This is a genomic window from Paenibacillus sp. FSL H8-0175 (assembly GCF_045040615.1).
GTDB classification, from domain to species: Bacteria; Bacillota; Bacilli; order Paenibacillales; family Paenibacillaceae; genus Paenibacillus_AQ; species Paenibacillus_AQ odorifer.
In genome coordinates, this window is sequence record NZ_CP150299.1 from 3,922,729 (window position 1) to 3,939,297 (window position 16,569).

Consider the following 16,569-nt stretch of genomic DNA (forward strand, 5'->3'; position numbering starts at 1 on the left):
ATTAATTGCCTCCTTTCGGACTGAATGCTTCCTGGAGACCGTCTGCTACAAACAGAAACGAAAGCAAGGTTATTGCAAAGATACCTGCCGGAAAATACAGCAGCCATGGAAAGCCGAGAATATTCTCACTGGCTTGAGCAATCATACTCCCAAATGAAGGGATTGGCGGCCGAAGCCCCATGCCAAAAATACTTAAGCCTGCAATCTGGATGAGATCACCGGGAATCCCGAAGGCGAGAGAGACACCCATACTGCCGATAACATTCGGTAACATATACTGTCTGGCAATATGCGCCTGAGATGCGCCTAACGCTCTTGCCGCTTCCACCATCTCCCCGTCCCGCATACTTAGGACCAGACTTCGGATCAAGCGTGCATACCCCGCCCAACCCGGAATTCCAATTGCTAGAATCAAAGATAAATACCCACGTCCCAGCATAATGACTAATATCAAGGCGAACAAAAATCCCGGCAAGGTCATCATAAAATCCACAGCACGCATAATAATCATATCGGCGATTCCGCCGCGCAATCCGGCCCACAAGCCCAATATGATCCCGATAATGAAGCTGACCAAAGTCGCGCCAAAAGCAATAATCAGAGCGCTTCGAACACTGAACAGAATCTGGCTGAACATGTCATGCCCCACATTATCCGTACCAAAAATATGCTGCCAGGTCGGCCCTTGATTGATAGCCAAAAAATCTCCCGTGCGATAGTCATATGGGGCCACCCAAGGTCCAATGATCCCCGCGATCAAAAAAAGGATAACCCAGACCAAACCAATAACGGCAAGACGATGTCTTTTAAATCGCTTCCAACCTTGATAAAACTGGGATCTCTGAAGATTCTTTTTTCTCTTCAAAGCTACATCCGATTGAGTTGCTGCAACTGTGCCAGCCAATTGCTCCCCCTCCTAGGTTCGTATAGTCTGTGCCGCTTATAATCTGACACGCGGATCAATAAAGGCATAAATAATGTCAACGAGTAAATTCATAATCATAATCATGGATCCCAGCAGAAATACAGATGTGATGGCGAGCGGATAGTCGAAACTGGTAAATGCCGTCTGCATCACCTGACCAAGCGCTGGAATGGCGAAAATTTGCTCCACCCAGATCGTGCCCATCACGGTAAAAGCAAATTGAGGTCCGATGACGGTTATCATCGCAGTCAGCGAGTTTTTGACACCATGCTTAAAAATCATCGGCCAATATTTGACACCCTTAGCTTTTGCGGTTCGCATAAAATCCGACCTCATGGTTTCGATCAGACTGCCCCGCATATATCTGGCAACAACACCGACATTCGCCGCAGATAAACAAATAATCGGCAAAATTGCTTGCCTCCAGTGACCCCATCCCGTTACAGGCAGAATTCCTTGAAACACAACACCAAATAACAAAACCATAATCACCGCGAGAACAAATGCCGGAATGGCCTGACCCGTCAATGAGATGGTGCTTACCACATAATCAATCCAAGTGTTACGTTTGAGTGCTGCAATAATGCCAAGCGGAACCCCGATAATTACCGAAAGAACAACAGATCCAAAGGCCAAAAGTGTACTGATCGGCAAAGCCTGCTTCAGTTGAGTCGCAATTTGCAAAGACGGATTCTGCATCGAATTACCGAAATCGAAGGTTAATTGATGCCATATATACTTCATGATTTGTTGCCACAGCGGTAAATTCAAACCATACCGGCTTTGAAACTGGTCCATGACTTGTTGATAGAGAACAGGGTTTTGCCCTTGCAGCGGAGCCAGTGCCGTAGCCATGGTATTCGTATTCATGAAACCGCCAGGTGAATAATACATCATGGTATAGCTAACTGAAATGACCAAGATTAAAGTGATAATAATTTGTAAAATGCGCTTTGAAATAAATTTCAATATGGTCAAATCCGACCCTCCTTTACCGATTCACGGGCACCATAATTGGCGCCCGCGATTGGTAATTATTCAACCCATTTAGGATTATTCTACAGATAAAAGATGCAGCCCATAGAAGTTGCCCCATGCCCAAGGATTTGATTGCACTCCTGTAATTCCGGGTTTTACCAAGAAGTATTGCTGTTGATAATACAACGGAACAGCATAAGCTTCTTCGAGCAGGTTATTAACTACCTTAGCCGCGATAGGAGCAGCGTCTTCGACGGTCAGCGCATTTACGAATTGCGCTTGCCACATTCTCAAATCTCTTAAGGTATCAGATTGATAACTGTTGTAATATACCTGTACATCAAGTGCATTTTGATTCAACTTGCCACCTGGCGCGTTTGGTGCTACGAAGGTCCAAGCGGTTACAAAGGCGGCATGTTTTTCATCGTTATTTTTAGCATTTTTCCAAAGGTCTACAATCTGTTGCCATTGTTCAGCGGCCGTTGGAAGCCCCGGTTGTTTCAAATAAGGCTGCCAATCTGCAGGCTGCTCTGCTGTCCATTTATCCAAAAAGGCGATATCCTCTTTAGCAGCTTTTTCTAATGCTGCCCAGTCGCTCCATTCCACACCGGCGTTCTTATTATCCGGATCCCCATATTTTTCAATGGCCGGTTTATAATAAGTTTCCTTGGTCCAATCCACGAATTGTTTCGTAGCTTCTAGCGGGGCATCCAGTGTTCCTATGGAATATAGTTGCTGCGTTGAACCCATGTCCAAACTTCCTGGTTCACTCCAGTTGGTTGCGCCCGACGCCAGAATAAAGCCTGGTTTTGCATCGCCCTGAGGTCCGCTGTACTGATAAGCGTTAAACTGCGCCTCATTGAGCTGAACTAGCTCTGTTTTAATACCAAGATTTTGTTGCAGTAATTGACCTAACGCCAAAGCGATTTGTTCACCCTGAGCATCTACTTGCTTGACCCCAACATACAACGATAGGGTTGGCAGACCTTTACCGCCTTCATAACCAGCATCCTTCAATAATTGTTTGGCTGCCTCGAGATCTTCCGGAAGTCCTTGCTCCAGTTTTTCCGTTGGCCAACCTGGTGAAGCAAAGATATTGGTCGCCCCGCCCATGCCGTTCAGCACCGATTCTACGATCGGTTTACGCTGGATCGCTTTGGCGATAGCCTGGCGCACCTCTTTTTTGTCATATGGAGATTCCGTTGTCGGGTTGCTCCAGAGCAAATATTTGATCGCATAAGTCGCTGCAGTATACAGCTGGGACTTTAGCTCCTCCGTTTTCTTCACGTATTGTAAATCAGACGCGCTTTGGATTAGAACGACATCTGCATGGCCGGACATATAATCCTCCACCGGCACGGTTGTCGCCGGAAGAACATGGATGGTCTCTACATTGCCGTGATTAAGCTGGCCGGCTGCGCCTATATAATTCGGATTGCTCACCATGACGAGTTCACCGTTAGGTGTAAAAGATTTAACCATGTAAGGGCCGTTGCTCACAAAATTCCCCGGTTCAAACCACTTACCAGGGTTCGCTTCGACCGCTTTAGGATTCATAGGCATCGACCCGGAAAGAACCATATCCCCCAGAATAGCGTGAGGCAGCGTGGTCGTAATTTCCAGCGTGTAATCATCAACTACTTTTAGACCAACTTCTTCTTTACTTACAGATCCGGCATGGTATGCATATCCGTTCTTCACAAAATTAAGTACGCTTAGCCAAAGTTGTGCGGTTGTGTTAGCTGGATCCAATTGATACATATAAGAAAAATAAAAATCATGGGCGGTTACTGGATCGCCGTTTGACCATTTGGCATCTTTACGGAGGGTAAATGTCCAAGTTTTTTTGTCATCGGAAACGGTATAACCTGTCGCAATTTTCGGAACGATTTCATTATCCTGATTGTAGCCATAAAGCCCTTCGAGCAAAGTTCCTTGCCCTACCAGAATTTGTCCTTGCCATTGTGTAGGATCGAGCGTCGGGATCTTTGGATTGAAAACGGTTACCGAACTTCCCGCTTTAATTTCAAGATCAGAAGCGCCCTCATTCTTAACTGCCGTTTGACCCACATCACTGGTTGCTTTTACCGAAGTATTGCTATTACCTGCAGCATTTTTACCGTTCTCATTGGCACTATTAGAGGAATTACTGCAAGCAGTCACAGATAACAAAGAAAATGACAGAAGTAGAGCTAAGAACGCGTTCTTTTTTTTCATCCTCAAGTGAACCCCCTCATACATAGTCATGAAACAAAAAAACTAACATTTTATTATCTTGTTATCTATGATGTTATCCTTCACCTTTTCATGCTTTGCCCCCCTAAATTTAAACTCCGATGTTTGTTGGTGAACTTACGAATATCTTCTTTTGAATATCACTCAGGAAACTAAGAGTAATCGCTTACATTCTAAAATTTTCCACAAAGATTGTCAAGAAAAAATGTTACGTTAGTTAGCATAACTAGTTATTATTAATATAACTTAATCTTATAATATGAATTTTTCGTTAATTTTTTATTAGCTTTTTTAGTGTTATTTCGTAAATAACACTAACTTATTGACGAATTTTAGCTTATTTCTTGTAATGCTGATATAAATGCTATAGAAGAACTAGTTCTATGAGTTGAGTTCCTTAGGACATAATAAAAAGAGTGCATCCCGGCAGTCATTTTATGACCTTTGGGATACACTCTGAACCATTTAGATATGGGAATCGGAATAAAATACTGTTATCGATACAAATATCAGAATAGGTGGACTCCGCCTCTACCGGAAATTATCTACACACTCATGTAGAAAGGCGTCTAGTGTGCGTGGGTCTCTGCCGAGTAAACGCTTCACAGTGTCATTTGGACTTTCTGGCACCATCCTAGACATGGTTTGAATTTCCACAACGTGGTTCGCGAGCCAAGGAGGCAGATTCCCATGCTCAATAAGATTACGGAGTAGTACTTGAGGGTCCATGTTGATGTAACTTATCGGCCGATTAAGCAGGGCAGATAGTCGACTCGCAATCTGGGGATAACTGAAAATCTCCGAACCAGTAAGCGTATATATATGGCCTGATATCTTGTCGTTGATCAGAACTTCTGCGGCAACGTCTGCAATATCACGACAGTCAATAAAGTTACACGGTGAAACGCCCATAGAGCCGAAGAAAACATTTTGGGTTGTGATCGTTGGTGCAAAGCGCATTAAATTTTGCATGAACGCATAAGGGCGCAATACGGTATGGGTGATACCCGATTCCCTCAACGTGTTCTCAATTTCTTGATGCCAGCCCGCCACTGCCACTGGAGCGCTCTGCTCAAAGGCTGGACTGGATATTTTTACGATATGTTTGATTCCAGATTCGGTGGCAATCTGAATGATTGAGGTTTCCAATTCGATTTGTCTTGGACTGTTGGACATGGCAAGGAAGAGCTGGCTAGCACCTGTAAACGCGCGGCGCACCGATGTAGGGTCAGAAGCATCCACAAAAGCGACCTCGATAATTGATCGGCTTTTTTCTCCGATTTGATCACGCAACTTCTCTGGCTCTCTGCTCAGCGCCCTGACAGGTACACCAAGATCAACCAAACGTTCCAAAAGCGCACTTCCAATCGTACCTGTTGCTCCCATAATAACAATCATTTTTTTCTTCTCCTTTTGGACGAAAAATTAGTTGTGACGGCAAGTCGCCACCGCCATGTCACTATCGTGCTCGCTATGAATCCAGACAACGGGAAATCGATCCAGACACGATTTACCCAGGCCAAGTGATTACTCGGAATCATAAATTCTACAAAAACAGATGTCACCCATGCAGCGTATAGTCCAAATGTGGACCCGGCCATTGCGAATACCCCTACTACAACCAAGTGAGGTGCACCGATGACCCATCGCAAATGGCCCACTCGGCTGCGCAACAAAAGGCCAATCATCAAGGCCATCAAGGCCGATGCACCGCCAATAGTGGTCAATGCCGCTATTTGAAGCCCACTATCTACAGTAACCAATCCCCCGATACCTGCCATAATGGCAGGAGCAGCATAGGCCATTACAACTTCACGCCATAGTACAAAAGTCTTTTTCTTGGAACCAACAGCCTTGATGCTGTAAACATCATCTGTCTGATTCGGGTATTTTATCTGGTTCATTTACTTGCTCCCTTCTTCTTTGAAATAGTTCAACGATTGATTTCAGCGAATTATAATTAGGCACCTAACTATATAAGAGTAAAAATAGGCTAGCTTCACTAGCCCAATTCTACTCATTACTGATGTTTCCCTTTGGTTTCGAGCCTAATTCGCCCGTAAGTGCTGAAATGCCTTGTGTAACTCGACCTAGCAAGTCGAGAAATACGCTCCGTTCTTCGATGTTGAGCAACCCCACCATTGCTTCCAGCCGAGCGAAATGCTCAGGAGCCATTTCACGGAGCTTCTTCGCTCCTTCTTCCGTTAAAACAACTGATTTCTGACGGCCATCGTCTGAGCTTAATCGCCGAGATACTAGCCCATCTCGTTCAAGAATGTCGATAAGACCAGTCACTGTAGCACGTGTAACTCCTAGATGCTCCGCTAATTGCGAAGGCAACTCTTCTCCTTCGTTATCTTCAAGATCTGCCAATAAACGATAACGCCCTGTTGATAAACCGAATCTAGAGAAATGAATCTCCGAGGCGTGTCCAAGCATGGCTCCCGCTGCCATTAGCCTAGACGCGACGAGTATAGCCTGTGCGTCTATGTCTAGGTTATAGCGATCAATCTGACGCTTGGATTGTACAAGCGAGGGAATAGCCTCAATGTCGTTTATTTTTTTATTATTGTTGTTCATATATGTAGTATGGTCCCTAACTACTTTTATGTCAACTCATTTTTTTATACCTCGTCAACCCCGGAGTTAAACAGTTGCATTGGGTTGTAACTCTATATTTCTCCCAAAGCTTGATCAATCGACCTTCAAGATCTTCAATCCGTAGTGAATATTCTGCTCTTATTTTCAAAAGTAGTAGAAGTTCTGTCCGCATCATTCTACTATTCAAATTTTAACTGAAGCGAATCACAGATTGGCATATAGCCTATCTTTTGATAAATGCTATTAGATGTGGGATTTGCTAAGTCGGTATATAAGACGCATCTAGTAAACCCTTTATCCAATGCAAGTTGGCTTATTTGCGCCACAATTGAAGTTGCGTAACCCTTTCCGCGCTCATATGGAGGGGTATATACAAATGCCACGCCAATAGCCGTCTGCATCTCCCTTGTATATCCTGCCATAGAAACGGGTATCCCGTTGTCCTCTAAAATATATAGTTTTTTCGATGCTATTCGGTAGAGGTAAGGGTCTGCATCTTGCGGGATGGACATTTCTGTTTTACCATAACTCCCCGCTGCATAAAATGCTTCAGCCCAGTAAGGGAAAAAGTGAATATCTTTTTTATCTAGTAATCGAACGATACCAACCTTTTGAATGTCTGGGTTTACTGCCGTAAGTTCATATATACGTTGGGTCATGATTGTTTTAAAGGTTGTTCCCTTGCGCAAAGTATATTCTTTGGCAAAATACTCTGCCAAGGTTTTTTCGGTCATCACACCTGGAATTTCACGGTCTTTCAGCCCATCTACCAGACAGTTTATAGCTTCTGGGTTAATTATGTTGTCTGTTGCATAAAGCGTAATATTGTGTGGCGGTGTCATTATGGCGGTAAGTTGTATGCCCCTAGCATCTGAAATCGTTACCATAAGCCAATTTACAGGGTCACGCCAGTCTGTTTTGTCTTTTCCTTCATGTCCAATTATGATATTGCCAAGAGGAATCAAATTTTGTGCTTCATGACGCATCAACATACCATAGGTATCATTGTAAAACTCATACACATCCGTATACAACTTGAATTGCATTGCAATATCCCCCTTTCATCTGGTCAACGTTTTTCCGGATTTTTCGAACTAATCGTTCTTCTTACGGTTTGTTCATTTTTCGCCTGCCAATTTAATAATTAATTTATGAAGACGCAAAAAACCCCATCCCATTAGGGACGGAGTTGCTCCGCGTTACCACCCTGATTGACGTTTATAATAAACGCCCTCTTTGCCATCGTCCAACAACGATGCTTCTTTGTAACGGTAGAATCCCGGTCCCATCTACTATAATTCGGGGGACTGCTCTGAGGTGATTTTTGGATTCGGATATCCGCTGCCTCGCACCAACCGGCAGTTCTCTGAACGGCTTTTCCAGATCTACTTGTCCTCTTCATCGCATTTGGTAATTATTAATTAAGTTTAATATAAGACAATAGGAATTTTCTGTCAATAATTCAAACAACAATAAGGACCTTTAAACTTATATTGCTTCTAAAGCAGATAATCTAACTAATCATGCGACGATATGAATGCGGAGACTACACTCCGGTCTGCTTATTTTCTTCATCAGCACATAGCACCAACCTTTTACTTACCTGCTTAATCTGTTTCGATTAGCTTAGAGGTCAACTTCACTACTGGCCTGATATACTTCAAAAACCGCTCCGGATCGTGATAAACGTAAATGATTCTCCCAGGGGAAGTATCAAAGCAGTAACCAGTGTCTGCAAAATTAAAAGTTGCCATTGCCCTTTCCATCTTTTCCTCTACACTACGATTTTCCTGCTCATAATTGAATGGTCCATGTTCAAAAACAATATACTCGGCTTCGAGAACATCAATCATAAGCATTTGTGGAGGTACTTCACCTTTATAATCAAAAGGAAGACGTACACCAAAACACTCTGTACGTGGAATACCCCAATCGCAGAGTCTGCCATCCGGGTCATTAATGTAAGCCATAATCTGACCGCTGCCACCGTTAGATTCACTCCCGCCATCGTCATCCAATTTGCCCTTGATACTATCGAGTAAGCCGCAAATTGTTTCGCAGTCCTGTCCTGTAATAAGATTTTGCTTTTGCCAAAAATCCCAATACCCATTACTCTCATAGTTTTTAATGTGCAAAAATTTGTGAGTGGGAATGGTTACAAAATAAATGTTAAGATCATCTGTAGATTTCATCATACCAATCTCTCCAAATCCGAAAAAGTAGCGGTCGAAAGAGTTTATTTTTGTACGAAGGGCGACAGGCAGAGGCTTTTTCCGGTATTCACTTGGAGTTACACCATATGTTCCCTTGAAAGCCCTGGTAAAAGCTTCATGTGATGAAAAACCATAATCAAAAGCAATATCCAAAATGCTCTTTTCACTATCCCGAACCTCTTTTAGTGCAAAGGCTAATTTTCTATGCCGTAGATAATCCCTAAATTGCATTCCCGATATTTCCTTAAATTTTCTCGTAGTATGAAATTCGGAATAACCTAACTTGTGAGAAAGAAATCGTAGCGTTATTGCTTCACTGTTACGATTCTTAATACACTCGTCAATTTCATTAACGATTATTTGGATTTGCTTGTGCCACTCGTACAATTGGTCTGTTCACCTCGTTTCAACCACTCTATAGTCATTGTAGAGTAATGGAATTTGCATTGCTTGATTCTACTTGCGGAAAAGAGATGACAATTCAAACGTTTTGGTCCTACTATTTCGGAATCTCATCATGAAACGGTACCACTATTTCGTTTGTATCGTTAAGGAATACATATTGAATCTCAGATTTCCTCTTTGCATTTAGTGGTCGGTGTATAACCCTATCGTTCTGTCAAAGTTATTTCCGCAAGCAGCTTAAGCGTGTCATGCATTCGCAGGATGGACAAGAAGCATGGAGTATCGGGAGGCATTAAACAAAAGGGCTCGGACCCGTTGAGACATGGGAGTGAAAATCACATGCCCTTACAGTTGTTCCAAGCCACCGCCTCTTCAATTTCCTTCTTATCTCACATTTAGCTAAAGGTAAAATCCTACGAATTCATGAGCCTGCATGAGTAAACTAAATCATTTTGGAGGAGTTCAATGCCCATCTCATTCCGGGTAATGGTGATGATTAGGCCCTGTTAGAGTCTGGCGAACGTGATGTAATCGACTTGGACAGGTTCTGCCAATTCCATCCGAAGTGCCCGGTTGATCTGTCCCCGGTGATATTGCCCATGTAAAATGACCTGCGACAAGATATCCCGGACGGACGTTTGGAACGGGACTCCGTTCTGGTTCGCATAATCGACCCTCACGTCCAAATCAGATTCCTCGAGCCCTTCGATATACACACGATATTGCTCGGCGTTTTCTTCGAACATCGTTCGGATCGCCGTCAGGTCCTCTGCTTCCTCCCACAACGAATATTGCGCACTACCCTTGCCCTGCAATCGGGACAGCCAGACTCGTTCCGCAACCGCAACATGCCGAACCAGCTTCAGAAGGTCCTTGTTCTTCATCTCACTCTCCTCGAGCGCTTCTAAGATTTGTGCGTCCGCCCAGTACAGGTGGTCCATCATACACTTGATCGTCTTCATTTTCGTTTCCCCCTCTTCGTCTCATTGATTAATTGAACCTACCGTTTCCCGTAATTGGTCATTTATTTCACAAATCATCATAATCTTCATCAGTCAAAGGTTCTATTTTTTATCGCGCTCAATGGAATCAGGAGACGTGTGTCGTCTTTTGGTTAGAATCAGAAAATATAAAAGATGAGACCTTTGCCCTCGGCTACAGTTTGGCTGTAGAAACGCCGGATTTCGTTAAAATGCTGTAGCAGGTAGGCAAAGAACGCATCCTTATCCTCGTCTGAAACAATATCAGGTTCAAGAGGATATACTTCTTCCTTAACCATGGCCGGGAAATCATACCGCAAGCGGAGCTGCGCTTCATCCAGCTCAGAAATAACCTGATGCGCTTCTGCAACTTGCTTGGCACGTAAGGAAAACGCCCCGAATGAGCCAAAATCGATGCCTTTGTCTGATGTCAGCGGAACAACATAACTAAGAGGGGCATCTCCATCGGAAATAACTCCACAAAGCAAGTAGTGAATCGCCTCCCAGGATCTATCAATGTCCAGTCCGGGATAATCGTCTATTTTCAAGCTATTCAATGCAATGTCGCCTGTAACAATTTGTTGCACTAGGTTGTCATCCATAGCAAAGTAATATCCACGTATTCCCATGTTGTCATCCTTCTTTCCATTCTAGTAGTGACTATACTGCCCTATCAAAATGTAACCTCTGGATTTATCCCGCAAGATAGAAAAAGAGTGAAGATCAGCCCCCTACGTAATCATAATATCTTGTGCGCACAAGTTACTACATCCCGTTTAAGATAGGTATGTCCTACACTCTTTAACTAATGAATTTTATGTGGAAAAGATATGGTCAAGCACAGCTGTCACCGAAACCATATCCCATATACGGCGAGTCCGACTAATAGTCTTGACTACGGACCCAGCTGAAGCTATTGGCGAATTTATTGCCGTTGGAGCAAGTTTGCGGACTCCAGTGCTGCTATTCTCCCGCAAGCGGTGCATATATAGCCCTTTTCATGCCAATAACGACTATGCGGTCCGATAGCAGTCCAAAAAGGACGTATTCCCGCGTTTTGGGTCATCTGTGTCCGCTAGCGGCTTCGTACATGCAAATGTGATGTAATCACCCGTGTTCCATATAAACTTCCAGTCAGACTATGACTCCACTGTTAATTGACCCGTATCCATATTATTAAGCACAAGTTTGCCTTCCAGCGGGGTGCCGTCTTCGCTCGCAAGCTTCAGCTTACCCGTACGGCCCTTTTCAATCAATGCCTTTACTTGTGTATCTGTAAGGGTACGCCCGTGGTTCTCTTTCCAGATCACGAACTTGCAGCCTTCTTTGTAATGAGAGCAGCCGTAGCCTTTTTTACCCATAAAAATCATCCCGCCACAGCCAGGACGCGGGCAGTTTCCGATAATTTTCGGACCTGAATTTGCTGATTCTTCTTCGTTAGCTGGTTTACGTTTTCTTGGCGCGGCAGGTTTATCGCTGGTTTTACGAGATGTACCTCCACCACTCCGACCTTTAGCCCCTGTATTCACAGAAGGAGTTTCCCCTTCAAAAGAAGTTTTGGACGCCCGAGACTGCACACGAACCTTGTCCACGATCATGCAGGCAAATCTTTTTACATTCTCCATAAATTGTCCGTCCGACGCCGTTCCTCTTGATATTTCGTTCAAGCGACGTTCCCACTGGCCGGTCATTTCAGGTGAAGTCAACAGCTCGATGCCCGCTCCACGTATCAGTTCAATAGCCGTTCGTCCTTTTTGCGTGATGGCGATTTTTTTGCCTTGCATTTCAATGTATCCGACATTCTTAAGCCGTTCAATGGTTGCTGCTCGTGTGGCTGGAGTACCCAGCCCTGAATCCTTCATAGCATCCCGAAGCTCTTCGTCTTCAATCTGCTTTCCGGCACTTTCCATCGCTCTAAGCAGCGTGCCTTCCGTATAGTGTTTTGGCGGCTGTGTATCTTTCTCTTTAACGATTGCGTCACTACAGATCACCTCATCTGCCGGAGCGATTGCGAACGGTTCATTCACTTCAATCTCTTCGTCTTCCTCATCATCCTTGTTTTTTCCCTTGGACGACTTCGCTTTATCTTTTTTCTGGTCCGCGTAAATGACCTTCCAACCGAGACTTAATAATTCCTTAACAGTAGTTTTGAACTTTTCGTCCTCTACATCAGTCATAACCGTATGCACTTTATATTCCGCAGCCGGATAGAACTGTGACAAAAAGCGCCGCACAATCAAATCATACAGCTTTCCCTCATCCGCACTAAGCCCTGTTGCTTTCCGATATGTAGGTAAAATCGCATGGTGATCCTCTACCTTGGAGGGATTGCAGATAAATTTGTTTCCTTTATGAACGAGATTACGATTCGCGCCCTTCACCCATTCATCATAAGCCGTCCCTTGGAGCGCAGATAAAGTCTTATGCATCTCCGGAATATTTTGTTCTGTAACATAGTTAGAATTCGTCCGCGGATAGGATATCACCTTATGCTTTTCATATAAGGCTTGTGCGATATCGAGTGTTTTTTTAGCGGAAAAAGCGTACTTCCCATTCGCCTCCCGCTGCAACAGCGTTAAATCATACAGTTTATTCGGGTACTCTTTCGTTTCCTTAACCTCATAAGATTCAATACGTCCCGGTTTTCCTTTGACCTTGGCAGCCAGCGCCTCCGCCTTCTCACCATCAGTCAGCCGGTCACCCTGCCACATGCCTTTATAGGTCATTTCATTTTGTGTAAAATGGCCCTCCACCTCAAAAAACTTAAGGGATGAGAACGCCTCAATCGTCTTCTGGCGATCATAAATAAGTGCAAGTACTGGGGTCTGAACTCTCCCCACCGACAGCAGCACATTATGTTTCGTAGTAAATGCACGTGATCCGTTCATACCGATTAACCAATCGGCTTCACTGCGCGCTTTTGCTGCTTTGGTTAGATTCTCGTACTCCGCCCCATCCTTTAGCTCTTGAAAGCCTTTGCGGATTGTCTCTGGTGTCAAATCGGAAATCCACAGCCGCTTCACAGGATGTTCAAGCTTCAAATGCCGCTGAATGAGCGAAAATATATGCTGGCCTTCTCGCCCGGCATCACAAGAATTTACTAGCAGATCGCTTCGTTTAGCCAGCTCTCCGATTACCTTCAGCTGATCAATGGTGCGCGCATTAGGAACTAGCTTGAATGGGTCCGGAATAATGGGAAGATCATTAATATTCCATTTTTTGTATTTCACATCATATGCATCCGGCTCAGCCAATCCGATTAGATGCCCTATTGCCCATGTAATAATGTACTGCTCCCCTTCAAGATAGGAACGGTAATTTTTAGCCTTTGGTTCTATTGCGGCGGCGATATTCCGCCCCATGTCCGGTTTCTCCGCAATAATAAGTGTCTTCAAAAACATTCGCTCCTTACCTTCTCGTTCTTAAGTCCAAAATAGGTCCAGTACTCTATTATAACATTAACCTCAGTTTTTTTTAATCGACCGGACTTTTCATAATCTTTCGTTTGATTTAAAATAAGTTGGTATAAGCGTATTCATATATCGGAGGGAAACAAACCTTGTATGAGAATCACAGATTTACTGAACCTTTTTCTGATCGAAGGCTCTCTGCCCTGAAGGCGGATTGTGAGCAGTGCTTTGGCTTGTGTTGTGCCGCATTGCCTTTTGCTGCTTCCATAGATTTCGCTAGAGACAAAGACGCTGGACAGCCATGTCACAATCTACAGTCGGACTTTCGCTGTGGTGTACATACAGAGCTAAGAGAATTAGGCTACCGTGGTTGCACGGTCTATGACTGTTTTGGAGCTGGGCAAAAGATTTCTCAAGTCACTTATGCTGGAGAAGACTGGAGGAAAAATCCGAAAACTGCGAAGCAAATGTTCGAGGTATTTCCGATCATGTGGCATTTGCACGAGCTGCTCTGGTATTTACATGAATCTTTAAACTTAGAAATAACCCGTACAATCCATACGGAGCTGCAAACAGCTCTCGATGAAACGGAACAGCTCACTTTACTTAATCCTGAAGCACTTGCAAAAGTGGATGTTGCCGCTCATCGAGCAAAAATCAATATGTTACTGTTGCAGGTCAGTGAGCTTGTACGAACTGAGGCTCGCCGTAAACTAAAAAAATCAGCGAAGAATTTCAGTCGAGGTGCCGACCTTATGGGAGCTAAGCTCAAAGGAGCCGATCTCAGAGGCGCCAATTTGAGAGGAGCCTATTTAATAGCCGCAGACCTTAGGGACGCTGATCTCAGAGGTGCAGACCTTATTGGGGCAGACTTTCGCGATACTGACCTCAGAGGTGCTAATTTAGCAGAAGCTCTCTTTCTCACTCAGGCACAGATCAATGCGGCAAAAGGCAATACTCTCACAAAATTACCAGCAACACTCTCCTGCCCTGATCATTGGCATTCCCATTAAATGAAAAAAGATCATTTATATCAGCGGTGAATAGAATTGTTTGATCCGAGACACAGCTTCCATAATTTCTAAGACTTCTTTCCCCGCTGTGTTTCGGTTCAGATACTCTACTCTTCCCTGTGATGCTTCCTTGCCCACAACTATTGATAGAGGTATCCCGATCAAGCTTGAATCTTTAAATTTCACGCCAGCGCGTTCATCCCTATCATCAATCAGCGTCTCTATGCCAAGCTTGGTTAGTTGATCATAGAGACCTTCGGCAACCGTCCGCTGCTCACTATCCTTGACGGACATTATCAAGATATGAACCTGATAAGGTGCCAATGCTGCTGGCCACATTAATCCATCCTCATCATGATGCTGTTCAGCAATAGCGGATAAAAGCCGTGAGATACCAATTCCGTAACAGCCCATAATCATAGGTTGACTTTTGCCTGAAGAATCTAAGTAAGAAGCGCCTAGCTTTTCACTGTATTTAGTACCTAATTTGAAGACATGACCCACTTCAATCCCTTGATGAAAATGCAAAATACCCTCCAAACAATGCGGACAAACTTCACCTTCTGCTACATTCCGAAAATCCCCCACATGCCAAGGCGAAAAATCTCTGCCGGGTACGACATTACGGAAGTGATAATCTTTTTCTCCCGCCCCTGTAATCCCTTGAGTCATATCAGCTACTGCCGCATCTGCTAGGACAGTAAGCGTTAAGCCTACAGGTCCTACAAATCCACTTTCAACGCCCGCTAAGGATTTCACAGACTCGTAGTCAGCAAGCTTAATCTCATTCGTTCCTAAATATTTACTTACCTTTATTTCATTGACTTCATGATCACCCCGGACCAGTACAGCAAAAATCTGTCCGTCACCTTCATAGATTAATGTTTTGATAATCTGGTCTGGCCGGATATCTAGCTCCTGCTCTAGTTGCTCAATTGTGCGCAAATCAGGAGTGAGGAATTTCTCTATCTCCGGTACTTGTATGACAACTTCATTTTTTACAGGCCGCACGGACTCTGCCTGTTCCAGATTGGCCGCATAATCACAAACGGTGCATGCAGCAATCGTATCCTCCCCAATATCAGCCAGCGCCATAAATTCATGACTGCCGCCCTCGCCTCCAATCGCACCGGAATCCGCATGGACAGCACGGAATTTCAATCCACATCGCTCAAATATCCGGTGATAAGCCTCGAACATTTGGATATATGATTTATCTAGACCTTCCAGGTTTGTGTCAAAAGAGTAAGCATCCTTCATCAAAAACTCTCTGCCTCTCAGCAGTCCAAAACGTGGTCGGCGTTCATCTCGGAACTTGGTCTGAATCTGATATACGGTAATAGGAAGCTTTCGATAGGAGCTGATCTCATTCCGTACGAGTGTGGTTACTACTTCCTCATGTGTAGGACCTAGTATGAATTCCCGCTCATGACGATCCCGCAGCGTCATCAGCTCCTTACCGTATACCTCATACCGGCCTGATTCTTTCCAGAGCTCCGCAGGCTGCATAGATGGCATCAATACCTCCTGAGCCCCAGAGACATCCATCTCATGCCGCACAATCGCTTCTATTTTCCGTAAAACTCGTCTGCCAAGCGGTAAATAAGTATACACACCCGCTGCTAATTGGCGGATATATCCCGCACGCAGCAGTAGCTGATGACTGCTTGTCTCCGCCTCTGAAGGTGCCTCACGCAGAGTTGTTAATAAAAGATTACTTTGACGCATATTTGTACCCTCCCTAAAAAATGAACGCTCTAAACGCAAAAAGACACATTCGTCAGGGACGAATGTGTCGTGATACCACCC

At 44.3% G+C, this 16,569-nt stretch carries 13 protein-coding genes and 1 other annotated feature; of the genes, 1 reads left to right on the plus strand and 12 read right to left on the minus strand.

The window, feature by feature from the left end; all coding sequences use genetic code 11:
- Position 1: 1 nt before the first annotated feature.
- From MHH46_RS17460 to MHH46_RS17510, 11 genes are all read right to left on the minus strand, one after another.
- On the minus strand, positions 2-904 hold the full coding sequence (locus tag MHH46_RS17460) for an ABC transporter permease (protein WP_081387748.1): 903 nt from the start codon (positions 902-904) through the stop codon (positions 2-4).
- A gap of 36 nt (positions 905-940) precedes the next feature.
- Positions 941-1,903, minus strand: a complete 963-nt coding sequence (locus tag MHH46_RS17465; protein WP_036687660.1) for an ABC transporter permease — start codon at positions 1,901-1,903, stop codon at positions 941-943.
- 75 nt (positions 1,904-1,978) lie between these two features.
- Entirely contained in the window at positions 1,979-4,120 is a 2,142-nt protein-coding gene (locus MHH46_RS17470; RefSeq protein WP_076190198.1) for a peptide ABC transporter substrate-binding protein, read from the minus strand.
- A gap of 549 nt (positions 4,121-4,669) precedes the next feature.
- Positions 4,670-5,536, minus strand: a complete 867-nt coding sequence (locus tag MHH46_RS17475; RefSeq protein WP_076190197.1) for an SDR family oxidoreductase — start codon at positions 5,534-5,536, stop codon at positions 4,670-4,672.
- Positions 5,533-6,042 (minus strand): hypothetical protein, encoded by a 510-nt coding sequence (locus MHH46_RS17480; protein WP_076190196.1) that lies wholly within the window; start codon positions 6,040-6,042, stop codon positions 5,533-5,535. Before MHH46_RS17480 ends, MHH46_RS17475 begins: the two co-directional genes overlap by 4 nt.
- Positions 6,043-6,151: 109 nt before the next feature.
- Positions 6,152-6,718 (minus strand): MarR family winged helix-turn-helix transcriptional regulator, encoded by a 567-nt coding sequence (locus MHH46_RS17485; protein WP_036687664.1) that lies wholly within the window; start codon positions 6,716-6,718, stop codon positions 6,152-6,154.
- A 200-nt stretch (positions 6,719-6,918) separates the two neighbouring features.
- Positions 6,919-7,785 carry a GNAT family N-acetyltransferase gene (locus MHH46_RS17490; RefSeq protein WP_076190195.1) on the minus strand — a complete coding sequence of 289 codons (867 nt, stop codon included), beginning with the start codon at positions 7,783-7,785 and terminating at the stop codon, positions 6,919-6,921.
- A 130-nt stretch (positions 7,786-7,915) separates the two neighbouring features.
- Positions 7,916-8,150, minus strand: a binding site (T-box leader).
- Between the two features lie 196 nt (positions 8,151-8,346).
- Complete coding sequence (locus MHH46_RS17495; protein ID WP_076190194.1) at positions 8,347-9,339, minus strand: helix-turn-helix transcriptional regulator; 993 nt, start codon at positions 9,337-9,339, stop codon at positions 8,347-8,349.
- A gap of 524 nt (positions 9,340-9,863) precedes the next feature.
- On the minus strand, positions 9,864-10,319 hold the full coding sequence (locus MHH46_RS17500) for a DinB family protein (protein ID WP_076190193.1): 456 nt from the start codon (positions 10,317-10,319) through the stop codon (positions 9,864-9,866).
- A 158-nt stretch (positions 10,320-10,477) separates the two neighbouring features.
- On the minus strand, positions 10,478-10,966 hold the full coding sequence (locus MHH46_RS17505; RefSeq protein WP_076190192.1) for a YfbM family protein: 489 nt from the start codon (positions 10,964-10,966) through the stop codon (positions 10,478-10,480).
- 510 nt (positions 10,967-11,476) lie between these two features.
- Positions 11,477-13,732 carry a type IA DNA topoisomerase gene (locus MHH46_RS17510; protein ID WP_076130057.1) on the minus strand — a complete coding sequence of 752 codons (2,256 nt, stop codon included), beginning with the start codon at positions 13,730-13,732 and terminating at the stop codon, positions 11,477-11,479.
- A gap of 164 nt (positions 13,733-13,896) precedes the next feature.
- On the opposite strand from MHH46_RS17510, the gene MHH46_RS17515 reads away from it, so the two are divergent.
- Positions 13,897-14,760, plus strand: a complete 864-nt coding sequence (locus MHH46_RS17515) for a pentapeptide repeat-containing protein (protein WP_076130030.1) — start codon at positions 13,897-13,899, stop codon at positions 14,758-14,760.
- A 15-nt stretch (positions 14,761-14,775) separates the two neighbouring features.
- Here MHH46_RS17515 and MHH46_RS17520 read toward each other — a convergent pair whose 3' ends face one another.
- Positions 14,776-16,488 (minus strand): proline--tRNA ligase, encoded by a 1,713-nt coding sequence (locus tag MHH46_RS17520; protein WP_076130029.1) that lies wholly within the window; start codon positions 16,486-16,488, stop codon positions 14,776-14,778.
- Positions 16,489-16,569: the final 81 nt, after the last annotated feature.

Coding starts and splice junctions, on each gene's coding strand:
- MHH46_RS17470 (WP_076190198.1), bottom strand. CDS start 4,120: ATGAAAAAAAAGAACGCGTTCTTAGCTCTACTTCTGTCATTTTCTTTG.
- MHH46_RS17475 (WP_076190197.1), bottom strand. CDS start 5,536: ATGATTGTTATTATGGGAGCAACAGGTACGATTGGAAGTGCGCTTTTG.
- MHH46_RS17480 (WP_076190196.1), bottom strand. CDS start 6,042: ATGAACCAGATAAAATACCCGAATCAGACAGATGATGTTTACAGCATC.
- MHH46_RS17485 (WP_036687664.1), bottom strand. CDS start 6,718: ATGAACAACAATAATAAAAAAATAAACGACATTGAGGCTATTCCCTCG.
- MHH46_RS17490 (WP_076190195.1), bottom strand. CDS start 7,785: ATGCAATTCAAGTTGTATACGGATGTGTATGAGTTTTACAATGATACC.
- MHH46_RS17500 (WP_076190193.1), bottom strand. CDS start 10,319: ATGAAGACGATCAAGTGTATGATGGACCACCTGTACTGGGCGGACGCA.
- MHH46_RS17505 (WP_076190192.1), bottom strand. CDS start 10,966: ATGGGAATACGTGGATATTACTTTGCTATGGATGACAACCTAGTGCAA.
- MHH46_RS17520 (WP_076130029.1), bottom strand. CDS start 16,488: ATGCGTCAAAGTAATCTTTTATTAACAACTCTGCGTGAGGCACCTTCA.